Annotated in this window: 16 protein-coding genes; 10 read left to right on the top strand and 6 right to left on the bottom strand. The window is 68.7% G+C overall.

The window, feature by feature from the left end; genetic code table 11:
- The first annotated feature begins 90 nt into the window (after window positions 1–90).
- From ACFXN1_RS41990 to ACFXN1_RS42030, 9 genes are all read left to right on the top strand, one after another.
- On the top strand, window positions 91–1,458 hold the full coding sequence (locus ACFXN1_RS41990; protein WP_379442350.1) for an ATP/GTP-binding protein: 1,368 nt from the start codon (window positions 91–93) through the stop codon (window positions 1,456–1,458).
- A gap of 28 nt (window positions 1,459–1,486) precedes the next feature.
- Window positions 1,487–1,993: a hypothetical protein gene (locus ACFXN1_RS41995; RefSeq protein WP_379442351.1), complete on the top strand. Its 507-nt coding sequence runs from the start codon at window positions 1,487–1,489 to the stop codon at window positions 1,991–1,993.
- Complete coding sequence (locus ACFXN1_RS42000) at window positions 1,990–3,408, top strand: type IV secretory system conjugative DNA transfer family protein (protein ID WP_379442352.1); 1,419 nt, start codon at window positions 1,990–1,992, stop codon at window positions 3,406–3,408. Before ACFXN1_RS41995 ends, ACFXN1_RS42000 begins: the two co-directional genes overlap by 4 nt.
- A complete protein-coding gene (locus ACFXN1_RS42005; RefSeq protein ID WP_379442354.1) occupies window positions 3,405–3,896 on the top strand; it encodes a hypothetical protein in 492 nt (163 codons plus the stop codon). The genes ACFXN1_RS42000 and ACFXN1_RS42005 overlap by 4 nt, the downstream gene beginning before the upstream one ends.
- 4 nt (window positions 3,897–3,900) lie before the next feature.
- The gene (locus ACFXN1_RS42010) at window positions 3,901–4,038 is read left to right on the top strand and encodes a hypothetical protein (protein ID WP_379442355.1); all 138 of its coding nucleotides are present in this window, start codon (window positions 3,901–3,903) and stop codon (window positions 4,036–4,038) included.
- 27 nt (window positions 4,039–4,065) lie between these two features.
- Window positions 4,066–4,314 carry a hypothetical protein gene (locus ACFXN1_RS42015; RefSeq protein WP_379442357.1) on the top strand — a complete coding sequence of 83 codons (249 nt, stop codon included), beginning with the start codon at window positions 4,066–4,068 and terminating at the stop codon, window positions 4,312–4,314.
- A gap of 15 nt (window positions 4,315–4,329) precedes the next feature.
- Window positions 4,330–6,825 carry a hypothetical protein gene (locus tag ACFXN1_RS42020; RefSeq protein WP_379442358.1) on the top strand — a complete coding sequence of 832 codons (2,496 nt, stop codon included), beginning with the start codon at window positions 4,330–4,332 and terminating at the stop codon, window positions 6,823–6,825.
- Window positions 6,826–6,986: 161 nt separating this feature from the next.
- Entirely contained in the window at window positions 6,987–7,403 is a 417-nt protein-coding gene (locus ACFXN1_RS42025) for a hypothetical protein (RefSeq protein WP_379442360.1), read from the top strand.
- Window positions 7,400–8,563 (top strand): hypothetical protein, encoded by a 1,164-nt coding sequence (locus ACFXN1_RS42030; protein ID WP_379442361.1) that lies wholly within the window; start codon window positions 7,400–7,402, stop codon window positions 8,561–8,563. Before ACFXN1_RS42025 ends, ACFXN1_RS42030 begins: the two co-directional genes overlap by 4 nt.
- Before the next feature lie 81 nt (window positions 8,564–8,644).
- On the opposite strand, the gene ACFXN1_RS42035 is transcribed toward ACFXN1_RS42030, so the two are convergent.
- Together ACFXN1_RS42035 and mobF are read right to left on the bottom strand one after the other, a co-directional pair.
- The gene (locus ACFXN1_RS42035) at window positions 8,645–8,938 is read right to left on the bottom strand and encodes a hypothetical protein (RefSeq protein WP_379442362.1); all 294 of its coding nucleotides are present in this window, start codon (window positions 8,936–8,938) and stop codon (window positions 8,645–8,647) included.
- Window positions 8,939–9,115: 177 nt separating this feature from the next.
- The gene (gene mobF, locus ACFXN1_RS42040) at window positions 9,116–14,089 is read right to left on the bottom strand and encodes a MobF family relaxase (protein WP_379442364.1); all 4,974 of its coding nucleotides are present in this window, start codon (window positions 14,087–14,089) and stop codon (window positions 9,116–9,118) included.
- 556 nt (window positions 14,090–14,645) lie between these two features.
- On the opposite strand from mobF, the gene ACFXN1_RS42045 reads away from it, so the two are divergent.
- Window positions 14,646–15,278 (top strand): hypothetical protein, encoded by a 633-nt coding sequence (locus ACFXN1_RS42045; RefSeq protein WP_379442365.1) that lies wholly within the window; start codon window positions 14,646–14,648, stop codon window positions 15,276–15,278.
- Window positions 15,279–15,464: 186 nt separating this feature from the next.
- On the opposite strand, the gene ACFXN1_RS42050 is transcribed toward ACFXN1_RS42045, so the two are convergent.
- From ACFXN1_RS42050 to ACFXN1_RS42065, 4 genes are all read right to left on the bottom strand, one after another.
- On the bottom strand, window positions 15,465–15,896 hold the full coding sequence (locus tag ACFXN1_RS42050; protein WP_379442366.1) for a hypothetical protein: 432 nt from the start codon (window positions 15,894–15,896) through the stop codon (window positions 15,465–15,467).
- 85 nt (window positions 15,897–15,981) lie between these two features.
- Window positions 15,982–16,392 (bottom strand): DUF6573 family protein, encoded by a 411-nt coding sequence (locus ACFXN1_RS42055; RefSeq protein ID WP_379442368.1) that lies wholly within the window; start codon window positions 16,390–16,392, stop codon window positions 15,982–15,984.
- Window positions 16,393–16,433: 41 nt separating this feature from the next.
- Window positions 16,434–17,069, bottom strand: a complete 636-nt coding sequence (locus ACFXN1_RS42060; protein ID WP_379442369.1) for a hypothetical protein — start codon at window positions 17,067–17,069, stop codon at window positions 16,434–16,436.
- A gap of 17 nt (window positions 17,070–17,086) precedes the next feature.
- The gene (locus ACFXN1_RS42065; protein WP_379442371.1) at window positions 17,087–17,653 is read right to left on the bottom strand and encodes a hypothetical protein; all 567 of its coding nucleotides are present in this window, start codon (window positions 17,651–17,653) and stop codon (window positions 17,087–17,089) included.
- Window positions 17,654–17,710: the final 57 nt, after the last annotated feature.

Genomic DNA, 17,710 nt, shown 5'->3' on the forward strand with positions numbered 1-17,710 from the left:
GCCCCGACTCGGCGCCGCCGCAGCTGGGCGCGCCGCCTGTTCGGCATCGGGCCGCGTGAAACCCCCACCACACCAACATCATCGGATTCGGTGCCGTCGCCGCTGGTTCCGCGGCGGCCGCCGCCGCGCCGACGCCGCCTGCTCGACACCCTGGGCTGGTACGAGCCTCGCCCGGAAGGGGCGTGGACCACCACGCGCCAAGCCGAGGCATTGAATTTGGCGACCAGCCGCCGCTCGGCGCGCCAGGAAGGGATCGCGGCCGGGCTGAACAAGATCAGCCAGGAGCTCGAGATCCTTGATCCGTTCGCCCTCTACGGCAGCGAGATCTCCGGCATCAACGTGTGCCTGCTCGGCGATATCGGGCGCGGCAAAAGCTCGCTGGTGAAATGCGCGTTCTGCCTGCGCCAGCTGATCGCGGGCCGCCAAGTCGTGATCTTCGACAAGAAGCCGCAGGCGGGGCAGGGGGAGTACACGCCGCTGGCGCGAGCGTTGGGCGCGTCGTCGGTGCGGTTCAAGACCGGCGGCGGCGGGGTGTGTGTGAACCTGCTCGATCCCGCGATCAGCACCGGCGGAGAGCATTCCGGCGGCTTGGATGGCGTCGTCCCCGCCGGGCAGGAAGCCCTGGTGCTGGCCGTACTCGAGGACTCCATGGGCCGCACCCTCGACGAGCGGGAGAAGGCCGCCGTCGGTGCCGCGTTGGAGATGGTCAACACCGAAGCCCACGCTCAGGGCCGGGCCCCGGTGATCCGGGAACTGGCGATGCGGCTGCTCGCACCTCACGACGCAGACGGCGACGGGTTCGGGACGCGGTGGGGTGCACGGGCATTGGACTGGGGCCTCGAGCCGGGGCTGGCGCTGCTGCGGCTTGCCGACCGCGACCTCAAGGGCCTCGTCGACCAGGAAACCAGCCCGCAGGTCCGCGACGCCTTGGAAAGCCATTCGCTGGTGCATTTCGATCTGTCCGCGCTGCCGACCGACGGGCCGGCGCTGCGGATCGTGATGACCGTCATCAACACCTGGCTGGCCAACCGGCTCGCATCGCGGTCCTCAAAGTTCCAGCAGACCATCCTCATCGTCGAGGAAGGCTGGCACGTCGCCCAAGGCTCCACCGGGGAAGTGTTCCAGGCCAACATGAAACTCTCGCGCGGCCTGGGCATGGCCACCGTGTCAGCGTTCCACCACATCAGCGACCTCCCCGAAGGATCGGCCGCGCGGGCGCTGATGCAGGAAGCCTCCATCGTCATCCTGTTCGGCCAGGACCGCGAAGACGACGTCCGCGAAACCGTGCGTATGTACCGGCTCCCCGCCGGCACTGAGGAGGCGCTCATGCGGCTCGGGCGCGGGCAGGCGCTGGTCAAGATCGGCTCGCGCGACCCGTTCCTGCTCGAACACATCCGCAGCCCCCACGAGATCGCCCTCACCAACACCGACACCGCCGTCACCGGCGCCGCTGCGTGACCGCCCATTTCCCAGGAAGGACCCGCCGATGACACGCCCCTACGACACCCCGCTGGCACCAACGCGCGAACGGTCACTGCTGCCCGCCGAACTCGAACTCGTCTTTGGTGGCATCGCGATCGCCGTCGCCGGAGTGTATGGCGGTGGCCTGCTCTCGGGGATCCTGTCCGGCCACGGAATCGTCTGGCCCGGCGCGCGATTCACCGCCGTGTTGGCCAGGCTTTGGCATCACCCCGGGAACCCTGCCGCCGCGTGGCCGAGCGACCCACGTCCCGGACCCGCCTGGCTGACGTGGGGCTGCATCGCGTTGGCCGCGGTCGCGTTCACTGCGGCGATGATGATGGCGCGTACCGAATTCGATCTGTGGCGGCGCAATCGGCGCTCTTCCACCGGGATGGCGACCAAGGCCGACCTGCGCCGCGCCGGGTTGGACCACGTCAGCGCCAACGACAAGGCTGTCGCCGAATTCCCCACCCTCGCCAAGACCGCGGCGCTGCCGCTGCGATCGCGCATGGCCCGGCGGTGGCGGCGATGAGCTGGAAACCCTCTGGCCTGTCCACGCTGTGGCGGCCACGCCCGCAACTGGATCCGGCGGTCATGGCCGTCCGGTTCGGGACCTTGGCTCACGATCCGAAGACCACGGTATACCTGCAGCACCGCGACGCGGTGCTGGTAGAAGGCCCGACCGGTTCGGGCAAGACCTGGCGCATCGCCTACCAACTCGTCGACAGCGCACCGGGGTTCGTGCTGGCCACCACCACCAAGAGCCGCGACGTGCTGGGCGCGACCATCGCCCACCGCGCCGAGGTCGGTTCGGTGGCGGTGTTCGATCCCGAAGACCTCACCGGCTGGCCGGACTCGATGCGCTGGTCGATCCTGGCCGGCTGCGAGGACCCCGACACCGCGATCCGCCGCGCAGCCGCCCTCGCGCGCGCCATGCCCATGGAGGGTGCCAAGAACAGCGGCTACTTCGAAGCGAAGGCCGCTGTGTTGCTGCGCTGCTACCTGCACGCCGCAGCACTCGAACGGGTCTCGATCCGCAAAGTGCGCCAATGGGTTTCCTCCCGCACCACCACCACCGCCCGCGAGATCCTGGCCCGTACCCTGCCCGACTGGGCCGCCGAACTCGAACAGATCCTCGACTCGTCCTCCGAATCCTCCGATGACGTGATCGCGGCCGCCGCGCGGCTGTTAGAGCCCCTCGCTTCCCCGAAACTGCTGCGCGCGGTGGACGTTCCGCAAGACGAATCGTTCGATCTGGCCTCCTTCGTCCTGGACCCGCACCGCCGCAACACCCTGTACGTCGTCTCGAAAGGCACCAGCGGGTCGATGGCGCCGTTCGTGGCCGCCCTGGCAGCCGAAGCCCATTTCATTGCTGATCGCGCCTCGCAGAAGAACCCGTCCGGGCGGCTGGACCCTCCGGCCCGGTTCGTCCTCGACGAGGTCAACAATGTCGCGCCTATCCCCGATCTGCCGGGTATCTTCTCCGACTCCGGTGGCCGCGGCATCAACGTGTGGGCCTTCGCACACAACCAGCGCCAGAACCAGCAGCGGTGGGGCGACCACGGCGGGCTGATGCTGGCCTACTCCGCGCCCGCCATGGTCATCCTGCCCGGCATGCGCGGCGACGAACTCTCGGAGATCTCCCGGCTGATCGGTGAACGCAAGGAATGGCGCGCCACCGTTGGTCGCGGCACCACCTCGTATCAGCAGCACAACGACACCGTCATGAACACCGCCCAGATCCGGGAAATGGATACCGATCACGCGCTGCTGCTCTACCGCAACGCCCGCCCGGTCCTGGTTCATCTGCCGACGGTGTGGCAGAACCCGGCCCACAAACGCCGCGTCCTGGCGTCGCTGGCTGAGTTCGACGAGATCGTCACCACCGGTGTCGTGCCCGAGAAATACCGGAACCCACTCACCTTCCGACGAAAGAAGATGCTGTGACCACCATCAGCGAACCGACACTGTTCGACCTTCCCGCTCCCGACACCGGCCTCGAGGCATGCCGCTTCGTGTGGGACTCGCTCTCGCGTGATGAAGCCCGCGTGCTGTGGACCGAGCTCACGAATTGGGTGGACTGGTGGCGTGAGGCCTACCAGCTCGACACCAAGGTCAAGTCCTGCTGGTATCGCCACAGCCCGGTCCTCTACGAACTCACCGCGCTGATGGCCGCCCACAAGGCCGTCTACCTGACCGAGCCCGACTCCCGCGACGCCTACCGCGAAGACCTCACCGCCTGGCACACCCAATGGATGCGCGCCAGTGTCACCGAAATCGCCAAGCTCATGGCTGATTGCAGCCGCGAGGGCTGCGCCTACACCCGGCACCGTCCGGTCGTCGACACCGAGATGGCTGCCTACATCACCGCCGATGTCGCGCGGCGTTCAGCCTCCCGCCGGCTCGGCGTCTCGACGTCTGTGCTGTCCGATTGAGCAGATGAGCGACCTTGTGGACCGCGGGCTCGCGACGCGCCTGCCGCCCACCGATAACGGGCACGCCCGCATGGAGTCCGCAGGCACCCTGTGGCACCACAACCCACTCACCGATACCTGGGAAGCCCAGCCCACCAACTGATCCCACCCAACCCTCGAGGAGAACACGATGACCAATTCCGTCGACCGTGCCGCCGACGCCGCCGAGCCGGATGCGGACCTGAACGTGGACGCGCGGCGGCGTGCGCAGGAACTGCTGCTCAGCACAACACAGTTGGCGGCCGCGGCAGTGATCCGCCCCGCCGACGTGGTGGCGAAGCGGCGGCACCGGCTCGCGCCGCCGATGTCCCGGCGCGTCTCGCTGCGCCGACTCCCCGCCCATCAACTGCCGGTGCTGCGTCGCCGCCCCCGGCTCTGAGTTCGGAGGAAGACCGTGGCAACCGCTACCCCGGCGTCGGGCAAAGCCCGCGGACCGATGGGCCCGTTGCAGCGCTTGATGTACTTCTTCACCGTTCTGGCGTTGAGAAGGGCTGCCGAACGACGCAACGAACGCAGCAAGGCGAAAGACCAAGTCGACATCACTGATCCGAAAGCCCTACTGCGCCATGCCGAAGCCGCAGCACGTGACCGCGACAAGGCCGTGCAGCGTCTGCTCAATCTGCCCGACCTGGACGAGCTGAACCCCAAGGACCTGGCGCTGGCGCTCACCGATGCCGCCACCTACCGCGACGAATCACCGGCCGCGCGGGACGCACTCGACAAGATCATCGCGTTCATGGGGGACCGTCACGGGCTCACGATCAGCGCGAACGCTGCCACCGTGGAGACCGACCCCGACTTCGAGGCCGAATCCTGGCAACGCCGCAGCGAGAAAACCGCCGCGACGATGCGTGAGCAGGCTGCCGTGTCGGCGGCATCGACCCTGATCACGACGAGCGGGCTGGCGCCCGACGACCAGCAGGACGTCACCGCCGTGCTCTCGGAATGGGCCGACTCCGCAAATAAACAACAGCCCGATCCCGACGCGGATCCGGGCCTGGTCAGCGATGCACGCCGCGAAAGCCTCGAGACACGGCTCGCGCAAACCGCGCTGCCGGCCGCGCAGCAGGCAGGTGTGTTGATGGTGGTGGACTACCTGACCGGCCGCGCCGCAGAGCCCGATCGACCCAGCGTGGATCTGTTGACCACACCGGTCTTCGCGCCACCTGTCGCACCGAGCAGCCCGGGGTCGGGACCGGCAGGACCCGTACCGCCGAACGGTGCCGCACCCGGCCCCGCGACTGCCCCCAACCTGGCTCCAGGCCAGCCCGCCGGGGGCCTGCAGCAGGCTCCTCGGGCAGCTGGACCAGCGGGCCCAGCGGCCGCGCCAGCACCGAATCCGGCTGCCTCGCAGTCATATCCGGCTGCACCTGCTGGTACTGGACCCGCTTCCGGGCCCACCGGAACGCCACCAACCAGCACCGGCGCTCAAGGCGCGCCCAGCACTGGATCCCCCGCCCAGGGGCGACGCGGAGGCCGCCAGAACCGCGAAGACCCACCGGCGCAGCAATCAGCGCCGACGCAGGCTCCGGGCGGACAGGCCCCGGCGCACACCGCGACGGCGGGTGTACCACCCGGGCAAGGCACCGTGCCGGTGCCACCAGTGGGACCCGCTTCCGCGGCGGCACCGCCACCGCTGCCCGTTCCCCCGAATGGGCAACCGGCACCGAACGGCGCTGGCACCCAATCTCCCTCGCCCGGCGTCGTACCCGAACAGGTCGATCGCGACGAGCTGACGCACAAACTGAGTGACTACTCCGACACCGTGCGCAAGGCCCTGCAGATGGCCGATACGGTGGCAACCGATCCGACGACGACCATCACCGCCGAGATGTATTGGGTGGCCGACTCCATACAGGAGCAGCGCGCCGAGCTGCTCCACATCGCGGCCACGGGCCACGGGCTCCTGAACGTCGAACGGACCCAGATCCGTGCTGTCATCGACGACATCGACATGGGCAAGACCGAGCTGCCTGCCTTGCTGTGGCTGGGCGAGAACTACAAAAGCGCCGCCGATCGTGAGCTCCAACTACACCGCGGGGCCGAGATCGCCGATCGCACCGTCACCCAGGTGACCGCTGCCCTCGATGAGGCGGGCGCGCTCGACAACCCGAAAAACCCCGACCTGCGCCGGTTCACCGACGACACCGTTCGGGACGCCGTCAGCGAGCTCGCCGCGACCTTGGTCGATCCGCCCGAGGACTACGACCAGTTCAAGACCGAGTTCCGCGACGCCGCCAGTGGTCTCGAAGCCGCACTGGCCAACGCCAACGTCGTCGAGGCCGACCGGGAAGCGGTGAACAACTTCCTGTTCGCCGACGCGCAATCGTCGCCGCACTACGAGGATCGCCCGGACCGCGTCGTCAACAAGATCGTCGGCCTGCTCGAACACACCGATGCGGTCACCGACACCAAGCCACCGGCCCGGCCGACTCCCGAGCATGTCAAACAGGCAATGGACGGGGTCCGCACCGCCATGCAAGCGGTCGCCGCCGAAACCGGAGCACCCGAACGCCGCGAGAAGGCATTCCTCAGTGCCTCGAACAAGTTCGGGCAGGCACTCAAGCAGGCAGGGATCGATCCGGCAACCCGCAAGGTCGTCGACTCGATCCTCACCGATCAGGGCGGCACCGCAGCGGCACATGCCCGCTCCAGCAGGGACCGAGTCCTGGAGTGGGCCGACCGCGGTGCCGTCACACCGGTTGCCACCGCCAAAACCGCTGCACAGCAACGAAAGCGGCGTCCATCAGCAACCAAACATGGCACGCAACCGACGTCGTCGCCCCGCTCGACGTACTCCTCGACCCAACGGCGTAAGCAGGTCTTCACCGCAGGGCGGACGGCCGCGACTGCGACGAAGGCGTCCGGCCGCGCTGGACGACGGCAATGACCCGCGCGCGCCCTCCCTCTCAACCGCTGCACCCGCGGTGGCAATCCGTCACGTCAGGTTCAGTCGCTCGCCATTGTCATCGGGTCGGGGCGGTCGCGGCGGTCCTGGTGTATCTCGGGCTAGTGGTGGCGTCGAACTGGCTGGTCGAACGGTTCGGGGTCGTGGGTGTGGGGCTCGGTGTGATGGCGCCAGCCGGGGTCTTCGTCGTCGGGCCGGCACTGGTCGCGCGAGACGGCGTGCAGTATTTGTGGGGGAAGCCGATCGCTGTGGTGGCGTTGGCAATCGGTGCGGGGATGTCGTATCTGGTGGCCAGCCGGGAGGTCGCGACAGCGTCGGTGGTCGCGTTCTCGGTCAGCGAGTTGTGCGACTTCGCCCTGTTCACTTGGATCGCGCCGCGCTGGACGCGGGCGGTGTTCGTCGCCGGGGCCGCCGGTGCCGTGGTGGATTCGGCCTTGTTCTTGTGGATCGCGTTCGGCTCGGTGGCTCTGCTGCCCGGTCAGGTCGTGGGCAAGCTCTATGGGGTGGTGGCCGCGGCCGTAGTGATCGGTATTCGACGACAATGGATTGCGGGACAATGAAGTTCTATCTAGGCACCCACCAACCGCATTGGCTGACACGCACCGCCGAACCGCTGTTCATCAGCGACACGCGTCTACGCGATCGCCGGTCCCTTCCCCGCGCTCTGGGTGAATGGGCGTTGGACTCAGGCGGATTCACTCAACTGCAGAAGCACGGCTCCTGGGATTCGGTCACCCCGCGCCAGTACGTGGAACGTGTCCGCCGCTATCGCGACGAGATCGGCAATCTGATCTGGGCCGCACAGCAAGACTGGATGGTTGAGCCGATAGTCAGGAAAGGCGGCCGCATCGGGACAACAGTGTTCGTCGGCACGGGTCTATCGGTGTCCGAGCATCTGCGCAGGTCCGTTGGCAACTTCATCGACCTGCGCTCGCTGGCCCCGGACCTGCCGATCGCTCCCACGATCCAAGGAGACAAACGCGCCGACTACGAGGCATGCCTGGAGTTGTACGCGAAGGCGGGCATCGATCTGGCCGCCGAGCCGGTCGTCGCGGTCGGCAGTGTCTGTCGCCGCCAGAACACCCGCGAGGCGGCCGAGATCATCACCGCGATCACCGATGCCGTCCCGGGAATCCGGTTGCACGGGTATGGAATCAAGACGTCCGGCTTGTCCGACTATGGGTCCAAGTTGTTCAGTTCGGACTCGATGGCGTGGTCGGACACGGCGCGCAAGGAGAAGATCCTGCTGCCCGGTTGCACTGGCCACGTGAACTGCGCTAACTGCCTGCGCTGGGCCTTTCAGTGGCGCGAGAAGGTGCTTTCAGCGCTGGCCGGACACGCCACCAGCGCACGAGTGTGCCGCCCGGATCCTCGCCGCCCGCGGTCGCGACAGCCCGCGCGGCCGTTGACCACGTCGCACCGGCTGGTGCTCTCGAGGTTTCGTTGTGATGCCGCACGGGTCGAAATGGTGACGACGATCGGCTGGGCGCGCCGCGACGGCATGACCATTCGTCAGATCGCCGAGATCATGGACCTCAGCGCGTCGCAGGTCGCGCGGATACTCGCCGAACCCGACCGCGGTCCCGTCGTCGATCAGCTCCGTGCGCTGCGACAGAAGTGGGGAGTCGACGCAGACCCCGCGACCCGCGCGGCAGCCGATCAGGCCATCGCTGGCCTGGTCGCCGCCGCACTGACCCGCCGCAACGCCGTAGGCCAGTGACCGACACGGGCGTCCAGACGGTACGCACGGCAAGACCGTACCGGGGGTGATTCACGCGGGCCGCCGCCTGATCGGGGCCCGTCAGTAGTGGGCGGGGCTCATCCGACGCAGTGGAGGAAGCCCGAAAATCTTGAACGGCAGGTGCGCCAGGAAGAACCCGTGCTGGCGCGCGAACAGCAGATGGCCCAGCAGGTAGCCTGCGGAGCCGACCAGGAAGCCGGTCAGCGCGAGCAGCGTGTCGAGGATTCCGCCGTGGAATACCAGTCCCAGCAGCGAGCTCAGGGCCACGAAGCCTCCGCCGACTCGGAGCAGGGCGGGAACCATCACACCTACGGCGAACAGGACGATAGCGGCGAGAGCGAGCAAGGAGATCATGGTGGTTTCCCGTCGGAGCCTGATAGTGGCAATAGAGAGTGATTGCCCTCTCCAGCAATGACTTCCATAGCGCCTCGCCGCGGAGTTGGAGGGCCCCAAGAGTTTACCCGACCCCTCCAGAAACCCGCCCGGAATTGGGTTCTGGTGCCGCGGACTGCGTGGTCGGCCGGTGGAGGGTTAGGTGGTCGGGCCTCGGCGGCGTGTCGGTTGGGCCTCGTTCCGGCGTGGTCGGCGGCGCGCGGACGCCGAGGTGCGTTTGTGCGGGACCACCGGTGTGGGGTCGCCCAGCGCGGCGGCAGCGTCGAGTCGGTTGCGGCGCTGGCGTTCTTGTTCGGAGCGGGGGCCGTCGTGGTTGTCGCGGCGGCGTTGTTCGGTAAGGGCGGCCTCGAGGGCGGCGATCAGCTCGTGGAGCTGGGTGTGTTGTTCGTCGAGGCGTTGCGCGCGCTCGGCGTCTTCGGTGATCGCGGCCGCCAGCTCGGCGTCGAGGGAGCCCGGGTCGGCGACGGCGGCGAGGATGGCGTCCCATTGGGAGTAGGCGGCTCCGAGTTCGATGGCGTGGTCGTAGGCGGTGCGCGCGTCGGCTTTGGCGTCGGCGAGGGGCTCGCGCAGATCGGCGACCTTGTCTTCGGCAGTTTCGATGGCCGCGGCAAGGTCGGCAGCTTCGGATCGGCGGCGTGGGTTGAGATCGTGTTGACGGCTTCGCAGCGCCGCGAGTTCGGCGAGGGCCTCGTCGAGTTGGGCTGCAGCGTCTTGCACTGATTGCTGGGCCGCGCGGGCGACGGTGATCGCGTCGGCGCGCATGTGGAGCTGGTGGTGGTCGTCGCGCACTTGGTCGGCCACGGCGTTGGCGGTGAGCGCGCCGGATCGGGTGATCTCGCTTCGGATGCGGCCCAGTTGTGTACGCAGCGTGTCGATTTCGTCGACCAGGGCGCGGGTGGTCATCTGCTGGAGCCGCTGCGCGGCCGGGTCCGGCGCGGTGTCGGGGTCTTCGGGGTTGCGGCGGGTCGTCGACGGCGCGGTCGTGGGGCTGTCCTCGTGCGCGGTCTGGGGCGTGTCGAGGAGTTCGTCGGCGTGCGACTGGGTATCGGGGTGTGCTGCGTCGGTGGGGGATTCGGGTACGGCGGCCTGGGTGGGGTCGTCGGCTGGCGTCGGGTTTGGGGTGGGCAGTTGGCGGGCGAGTCGCCACCAGAGGGCGGCGGCGGGCATCTGGTCGGGGAGCGGGAATTCCGCGGCGAGTGTGTCGGCGAGGCGGGCGACGTTGATTCCTGTGCGTGCGGCGGTGTCGAGCCGGTCGGCGAGGGTCGGCCAGAACGGGTCGTCGAGCAGGCGGGGTTCGATGCGGTTGGCCAGTGGCCGCCACCGGCTGGTCGCCCGGCCGTTCTCGCCGAGCAGGGCCGCGATGCGGTCGGCAAGCTCACGCTGGTAGTGCCGTTCGCGGATGGCGGATCTGTCGGCACCAGTGGGGCGTTGGACGCTGTCCTCGACGCCGGTCGCGGCGCGCCACACCGCGACCTGGCCGATCAGGGTGGCGTTGTCGGCGTCAAGCAAGGGCCGCGCCCAGCGCGGCGCGGTGTCCGATGTCCATGTCGCGGCGCTGGTTTCGACCTGCTGGGCGAGTTCTTCGACGAGGCCGGCGCGGGCGCGCAGGTAGGTTCCGAAGTCGGGGTGCTCGAGCAGGGTGTCGGGGATTCCGGTGAGCCAGGGCAGCGGGCCGGTGCCGGTGGAGTGGTTTCCGGTGGAGTCCAGGCGCCAGTCGAGCACGGCGGCGGCGTCGACGGCGGTGTCGAGTTCGCGGCTGTTGCGGGCAGCGGTCAGCGCGGCGATGGGGTCGGTGCCGGTCAACGCGATGACGGAGAGGTGCTTGCGCAGTGTCGGCCAGGCGGCGCAGTCGGTGAGCGCGGCGTGCACGGTGTCGGCTTCGGTATCGATGCGTGCCATCGCCTCGGGGCCGAGCAGGTGTTCGGCGGCCGCGCCGATGGCGTGGACGTAGGCGTCAACCGCGAGCCCCAGCCGGGTCTCGGGGGCGTTGAGTTCGCGGATGAGGGTGGTCGCGGCTTTCTGCGCGCCGTCGCGGCCCAGCATGCGGGTGAAGAAGTCGACCGCGGTGAGCGGGTTCATCGCCTTGTCGCTGATGATGGAGTGTTCGTCGCCGGTGAGCGCGGTGGCGCCGTAGAGGTGGTTTTCGCGGATCCCGCGCGTGACCGCGGTGTAGAGGTCGTTGCGGGTTTCCGCGCCGGAGAACACGGTGTGACCGGTATCGGCGGTGATGCCCTGGGACGAGCCGATCGTGGAGGCGTAGCCCAGCAGCACCGACTCCGCGACATAGTCGGCGGGCAACCGGATCGACAGTTTGGTGCGCAGGTGGGTGACTGCGAGGGAGCCGTCGTCGTGGACCTCGTCGACGACCCATCGGTAGCCGTTGCGGACCCAGTCGGTGCCCGAGAGCGCCAGGCGGCGTTGGTTGGTAGTGGTCCGGATGATGTCGCCCGCGCAGACGCTGGTGCCGTCGTTGAGGGCGATCTCGCGGCCGTGCCAGACGCCGGTGGTGGCGAGGCGGTCGCGGCGGGCGCGCTGGTTCAGTTCGCGGGTGATGGCGCGGGTGGGGGCCATGAGCACCGAGTCCAACCCGCGGCGCTGGTCGGCGCTCCAGTTGCAGTAGGCGTCTTCGATGAGGGCGGCCAGGTCGCCGGAGTGCACGCGGCCGTGGTCGATGTAGTAGCCGATCGCGGCCGGATCTCCCTCGCGCAGGGCGAGTGAGGCCGCGCCTTCGTCGAGGCGCGGGTTGCCGTGTCGGTCGCGGAAACGCACCACGTGCCCGAGCGTGAGCGCGCCGTAGGTGTCGGCGATCGCGCGCACGATGCCACCGGCGGCCACCGACGACAACTGTTTGTCGTCGCCAATGAGCCGGACGCTGCCGCCGCGACCAAGGACGTAGTCGATGACCTGGTCGAGCTGGTGAGTGGAGGCTAATGCTGCTTCGTCGACGACGACCATGGTGTGTTCGTCGATGGCGGTGACCCAGTCCGGAATCGTTGCGACAAAACCGTTGGGGGCGGCGGCGGCCGCTTGTTTGAGGCTGTAGGTGAGTTTGTCGATGGTGTCGCACGTCGCGCCGGTCTCCTGCCACAGCACTGCCGCTGCGGCGGCGGTCGGTGCGAGGCCGATGACGGTGCCGCCGTCGTTGCCCCAGGCGCGGGTGAACACCTTCATCGCGGTGGTCTTACCGGTCCCGGCGGGTGCGAGGGCCAACTGCACCCGGGCACCGGAGCTGGCGAACTCGCGCACGAGGGCGGTCTGGTCGGCGACGAGTGGTTTGGTGGGTTCGTTCGCGGCGTATTCGAGTAGCGCCAGGTCGACGGCGATGTCGCTGGCGCGGCGGCCGTCGCGGCGTGCGGCGGCAGCCAGGATGCGGTTCTCGGCGTCGAGAATCGGTGTGCTGGTGTAGGTCTGACTGCCGGCGCGGGTGAACACGCTGGTGCCGTCGATCCGCCCCAGCGGGCGGGGTTCGTCGAAGACGTCGGGCGCGTTCAGCGGTGTGCTGCGCGAGGGATCCAAGGCGGCGGCAATCACCTGGGCGACGGTGTCCTCGAGCAGCTGCGGTGCCAATTCTGCTGCGCGGACGACGCGTTCGGCTTCGGCGCCGACATGGTTGATCTGCCAGGTGGCGCGGTCGCTGGAGACACGTTCGACGACCCGGTCGGCGGCCAGGGCGATCCAGATGTCGAGCAGTTCCTCGGTGAGAGGTTCGGTGTCGGGGCCGGCGGGCGGGGCGTGCAGGGTCGTGTGGATCATGTCGGTGACGGCCTGTTCGGAGCCGCGCACCTCGAGGGCCTCGTTGTGCCAGGCGTGACGTTGTTCGGCTTCGGAGCGGGGGAGGTGTTTGTGCGGGCGGGTGGCCAGAGACGCGCGTTCGGCGAGTTCGTAGGCTTCGCGCGGGGAGGGCTCGCGCCCGTTGGTCTTCTGGAATTCGCGCGCGAGTTCGCCGCGGCAGACGTCGATCGCGGCGTTGCGGGAGGACCACCAGTCGCACAGGGCGGTGTCGATACCCGCCACGGCGGTGGTGCCGCGTTTGGTCGCGTCGATGTGCGGACGTTCGTAGGTGGCGATGTGGAAACCCGCGCGGGCCAGGTCTTCTCGCGCGTAGGTGACCGAGCGTGTGGCGTAGTACTCCGACAGCCAGACCGCAAACTTGTACAACGTTTGGCCGTCCAACGCGAGCCAGCGGCCGTCGAGGGTGCGGACTTTGTTCGACAGCGCGATGTGCGAGTGCAGGTAGGGGTCGCCGTTGCGGGAATCGCGGTGGTGGAAGATCGTCGCGACGAGGCCGGTGACGTCCACTTGCGCAACACCGTTCGCGCCGACGCGGGTGTAGACGGCGACTTTCTCGGCGAATCGGACGGTGTCCTGCGCGGCGCGGACGTGGGCGTTGAACAGGATGTCGGCGACGTCGCGGGGGGCCAGCGCCCACAAGGCGTGCCAGCTCTTGTCGGGGAAGGCGACGGTGAAGTCGTATCCGGCGCAGGCTTGGGTCCGCTGGCGGGAGTTGGTGGCGATGAACCCTGACAGCTCCCGGTCGTCGAGCGGGTCGCGCCCGTACTGCTCGGCGAACATCGCGGTGGCGACCTTGGTGCGCAGCCGCGTGCGTTCCTCGACGGGAAGTGCTGTCCTCCAGGGCAATCCCTGGCTGGTGTTGCGGTCGCTGTAGGCGGTGGCGACGTTCTGCCGGAACTCGGAGGCTTGTTTGTAGACCCGGAAGGGCTGCCCGAGTCGGCTGAAGGCCAACGCTTCTGTCGCCGCGCGGTCGCGTGCCTTCTTCACCGCGGTGTTCATCGGGTGACCGCGCGCCAGGTAGCGCTGCAGGTAGGGCCCGACGAGTTCGGCGATCTTGTCGGCTTCGATCTGTTTCGCGTGAGGGTTTCGGCCGAGGCCGAACAGGGCCTTCATCTGGTCTTCGGTGACGGTGTCGCCGGCTGAAATGTCTTCGAAGGCAGCCAGTCCCGCGCCGATCCACTGGCCGGGCGCTTCGCCCTTCATCGAGTAGTAGTCGCCCAGGCTCGAGGTTCCCAGCTCGCTGGAATCCATGACGGCGACCTGCTTGGTCAGATACGTGTAGCCATCACCCGCGGAGAGCTTGTGCAGGTTTCCGACCACAAGTACTGACGGTAGGGATGTTAACGGCCAGAATGCAAGAGATTTGTGGTGCTGGTTTGTTGAGTTGAACGGAACTGTGGGGCACGGGGGTTGGTGAGGGACTGGAGCGCAGGGGCTGGATGGTCACGGGGCGGTCGGTGTGAAGTGCGGGAGGTGAGACGGGGGGAGTGCTGGGTGAGGTTGGGATCGGACTGGACTAGTGGTGCTGTGCTGGTCGGTTCGGTCCCCGCGAACGGGGTCACGGCTGGCCCTGGTGGCGCGCGGTGCCCGGTTGCGTTGTGGGCGTGCGCCGCTCGGGGTCGGCGCGGCTGGGTGGTGAGCCTGCGGGAGCTGCGGCCCGGCGGGAGGGCTTGGTGTCGCGGTAGCTCTGAGGGGAGCGGGGCCGGCTGTGGACTGGCGCCGCGTGCGCGCCGGTGGGATTGGTTGGCCTGGCGTCGGTTTCGCGTCGGCCGGCCGCCGCGGGTGTTCCCCAAAGTGGGGTGGTCGGTCTTGTGGTGTGCGCGTTTACGGTGGGGGTGGTGGGTTCAACGGCGAGTGCTCGTAGGGGGCAATCGATATGGCGCGTTCGATCCATCCGGTGCGGAGTCGTGAGGCCGGGTATCAGCGGCTGGCCGAGCATCGGGCAAAGGTGTTGGCGGCGGTGAAGGCCGACGAAGTCGATTTCGCTCGGTATCTCGAGCTGGTGCGTGTCATCGATGGGGTGAAGGCGCAGCGGGCAGAGGCGCGGCAGAAGGCGGCGGCGGTGCGGGATCGCGCGGTCGACGCGGCGTTCGCTGATTACGACCGCGACGCGGCGCGGCCGGTGCCCGGGCCGGTGGCGGTCGAGGCTGGACCGCGGGCGGTGCTGACCGCTGCGATCGATGGCGCTGGTGCGGCGTTCTGTTCGGCGGTGTTAGCGGCGGAGGAGGAGGCGGAGGTGGGGGTTGCTGCGGCGGTGGGTGAGCAGGGCGCGGTGCTGAAGCGGATTCATGTGCGGGGCATGGCGTTCGGTGAGATTGGGAAGTTGGTGAATTTGAGCGCGCGGCAGGTGTCGAGTCTGGTGGCGCTCGCGCGGGATGACGACGGCGCGGCAGCGGATGGCCCGGGTCGCAGCGATGCGCCTGCGGCGGCGGCCGCGGCGGTCGGTCCGGTGATTGCGGAGCTGCCGGTGCAGGGCGAGGTGCTCGGCGGGGGCGCGGTGTCGGGCTGAGGGCTCGCTGTCGCGGTGTGCCCGCGGTGGCCGGTGGCGTTGGCTGGGCAAGGCGCGGATACCGGTTTGCGTTTGGGGCGCAACGGAAAACGACGAAAGGCGTGTGCTTCCCGGCTTGTGGCCGGGAAGCACACGCCTTTCGTCGTGTTGGTGACGGGTTAGTGGAGCTGCTGCTTGCGCGGGCGGCTATGGGTGTTCGCGCGGCGGGAGTTCGTCGTCGTCTGGTTTGGGGATGACGGCCGGTGGCTTCGCCGGGGTCGAGTAGGCGCGCACCATGACGGAGCTTCCGGGGCCTGCGTTGAAGCCGTAGAAGGTGTGGCATCCGCGCTCGAATTTCCACCAGTCCGACCGGCGGCCGCGCCGGTGGTCGATGACGCGGGCCAGTTCGCCACCACTCCAGGTGGTCAGCGTGCGGCCATCGCTGGAGACGTAGGCGGCGACGCGGCCGGGGCCGTGGGTCAGCGAGTCGAGATCCGCGCGCGTGCGAATCGCCTCTGCCTGGTCCTGGGGCAAGGGCACCGGAACGACGGTCACCCAGTCGTCGCCGGTGGCGGGTGCGACGGTGCCCGTGTCGGATTGGGTTGCGGTGGTGCTGGTTTCGGGGTTGGCGGTGGTCACTTGTGCTGTGTCCTTTCCGGGTTGGTGTCCCGCGCGGGCACCCGGTAGGCGGTTACTACCGGGTGCCCGGACGGGGCGGGGTGGGTCAGCTCTCGCGGGCCCGCATGATGGTGACGACGGGTTCGCCGTTGTCACCGGGCCCGTAGTGGATTGCGAGGGCGATCGGGTGGGGCTTGGTGTCGGTGCTGCCGTTGACCAATCGCAGGACGCTGAATTCGGCGCGGACGGTGCTGCCGGGGTCGGCGTCGGCCATTGCGGCGTACGCGGCTTCGATGGCGGGGCGGGCCATGGTCAGCACGACCAAGGTGCGGCCGGTGGTGGACTGGCCGAGTGCGCCGTCGTGGTCCCACGCGACGGCGTGGGTCCATGCCTGCTCGGTGAGGGCGACGGGGCGGGCGAATCCGGCCTGGCGGGCGAGGTCGGAGACGTCGCGCAACGCTCCGGAGGCGATGGCCTGTTCGCGGCTGTAGGTGTAGGCAATGGGAATGTCGGGCATCGGGTTCCCCTCGGACAGTGAGGATTTCGCGGTCACGGTGGTCAGAACGGGGCGGTGGGCCAGCAGCGGCACGCGACGGTCTTGCGGCCGGGGCGCAGGATGGCGGCGAGGGTGTCGGTGACGGGTGCGAATTCGGTGAATCCGAATCGTCGGGCCGGGGTGGTGTAGAATTCGGTGGCTTCGGCGATGCGGGAGCATCCCTCGCGGTGAATGAGGGTGTTGACGTTGCCCAGACGGATGCGCGCGACCGCGTAGCTGAGCCGCTCGCTCTTGTCGTAGTAGTAGGTGGGGTCTCCGGGCGTCTGGGAGAACCGGTCAACGATCAGCGGGCCGGGCTCGGGGTAGTCGCCGCGCGCGGCTTTCAGTGCGGTAAACGCGGTTTCGACGGCAGTGCAGTACTGGGTAACGGTCTCGGTGACCTGGTCCCACGGGATGCGGGTTTTGGTGGCGTCGGGGATGGGGAGGTATTCGCGGGTGGTGAAGTCGGGGATGTCGGGGTCGGCGGTGCGGACTTCGATGCTGGGAACCGGCGTAAAGCGCAGATCTGCGCCGGGGGTGAGCAGGCATCCGACGACGTGGGCGACGCTGAACAGGTAGCGGGTTCGGTCGGGGGCGGTGTAGCGCCAACTGCTGAGCGCGATGCCCACGGTCATTTCGATCTTCGGGGTGGCGGTCATGGTGTTCCTGTCCGTGGTCAGCGCGGGAGCGCGAGGCGGTCGGCGGTGAGGGCGCGACCGATGGCGCACCAATCGATCCGGCCGAAATCGGTGTCGGTGAGTTCGCGCCCGAGCGCGCGCTGGGGGTGGTAGAAGCCCGCGAACCGGAGCGCGGTGTGAATGTGGTTGCGCAGCCCGAGAAAGTCGTTGGCTTCGGCGTAGCGGTCGGCCTCGCTGCGGTGGAAGCCACGGGCGGACAAGATCCACGCGGTGACTTGCTCAGTGGCCCATTCGGCCCGGGTCGGGGCCGTGAGGGCGGCGGCGACGGTCGGCCAGTGGATGCGGTCGTAGTCGGCGGGGGCGAGCTGGTTGCGCACCGTGCTGGCGAGGTAGGACGTGACGGTGAGCCGTAGGGCGGCCTCGATGTAGCAGCGCAGGTCTTCGGGATCTCCGCTGGTGTACGCCTCACGGGCTTTGGACCGGTATACGGGATCGTTGACCAGCCAGTTCGCTACCACGCTGGTGGCGTATTCGGCGCGGCCGGGCTGGACGGTCAGGGTGTAGGCGGGGCGGTTTCGCAGTCGGTTTCGCTGTCGAGTTCGCATGTGTTGCTGTCCTTTTCGGGTGCTGCGTGGGCGGCGGGGCACCCGGTAGGCGGTTAC

This window comes from Nocardia sp. NPDC059154 (genome assembly GCF_042755705.1).
Taxonomy (GTDB): domain Bacteria; phylum Actinomycetota; class Actinomycetes; order Mycobacteriales; family Mycobacteriaceae; genus Nocardia.

Excerpts from the sequence above, each read along its gene's own strand:
- ACFXN1_RS42030 (WP_379442361.1), top strand. The coding sequence starts at position 7,400 with ATGAAGTTCTATCTAGGCACCCACCAACCGCATTGGCTGACACGCACC.
- ACFXN1_RS41995 (WP_379442351.1), top strand. The coding sequence starts at position 1,487 with ATGACACGCCCCTACGACACCCCGCTGGCACCAACGCGCGAACGGTCA.
- ACFXN1_RS42015 (WP_379442357.1), top strand. The coding sequence starts at position 4,066 with ATGACCAATTCCGTCGACCGTGCCGCCGACGCCGCCGAGCCGGATGCG.
- ACFXN1_RS42035 (WP_379442362.1), bottom strand. The coding sequence starts at position 8,938 with ATGATCTCCTTGCTCGCTCTCGCCGCTATCGTCCTGTTCGCCGTAGGT.
- ACFXN1_RS42010 (WP_379442355.1), top strand. The coding sequence starts at position 3,901 with ATGAGCGACCTTGTGGACCGCGGGCTCGCGACGCGCCTGCCGCCCACC.
- ACFXN1_RS42055 (WP_379442368.1), bottom strand. The coding sequence starts at position 16,392 with ATGCCCGACATTCCCATTGCCTACACCTACAGCCGCGAACAGGCCATC.
- ACFXN1_RS42000 (WP_379442352.1), top strand. The coding sequence starts at position 1,990 with ATGAGCTGGAAACCCTCTGGCCTGTCCACGCTGTGGCGGCCACGCCCG.
- ACFXN1_RS42045 (WP_379442365.1), top strand. The coding sequence starts at position 14,646 with ATGGCGCGTTCGATCCATCCGGTGCGGAGTCGTGAGGCCGGGTATCAG.
- ACFXN1_RS42060 (WP_379442369.1), bottom strand. The coding sequence starts at position 17,069 with ATGACCGCCACCCCGAAGATCGAAATGACCGTGGGCATCGCGCTCAGC.
- ACFXN1_RS42065 (WP_379442371.1), bottom strand. The coding sequence starts at position 17,653 with ATGCGAACTCGACAGCGAAACCGACTGCGAAACCGCCCCGCCTACACC.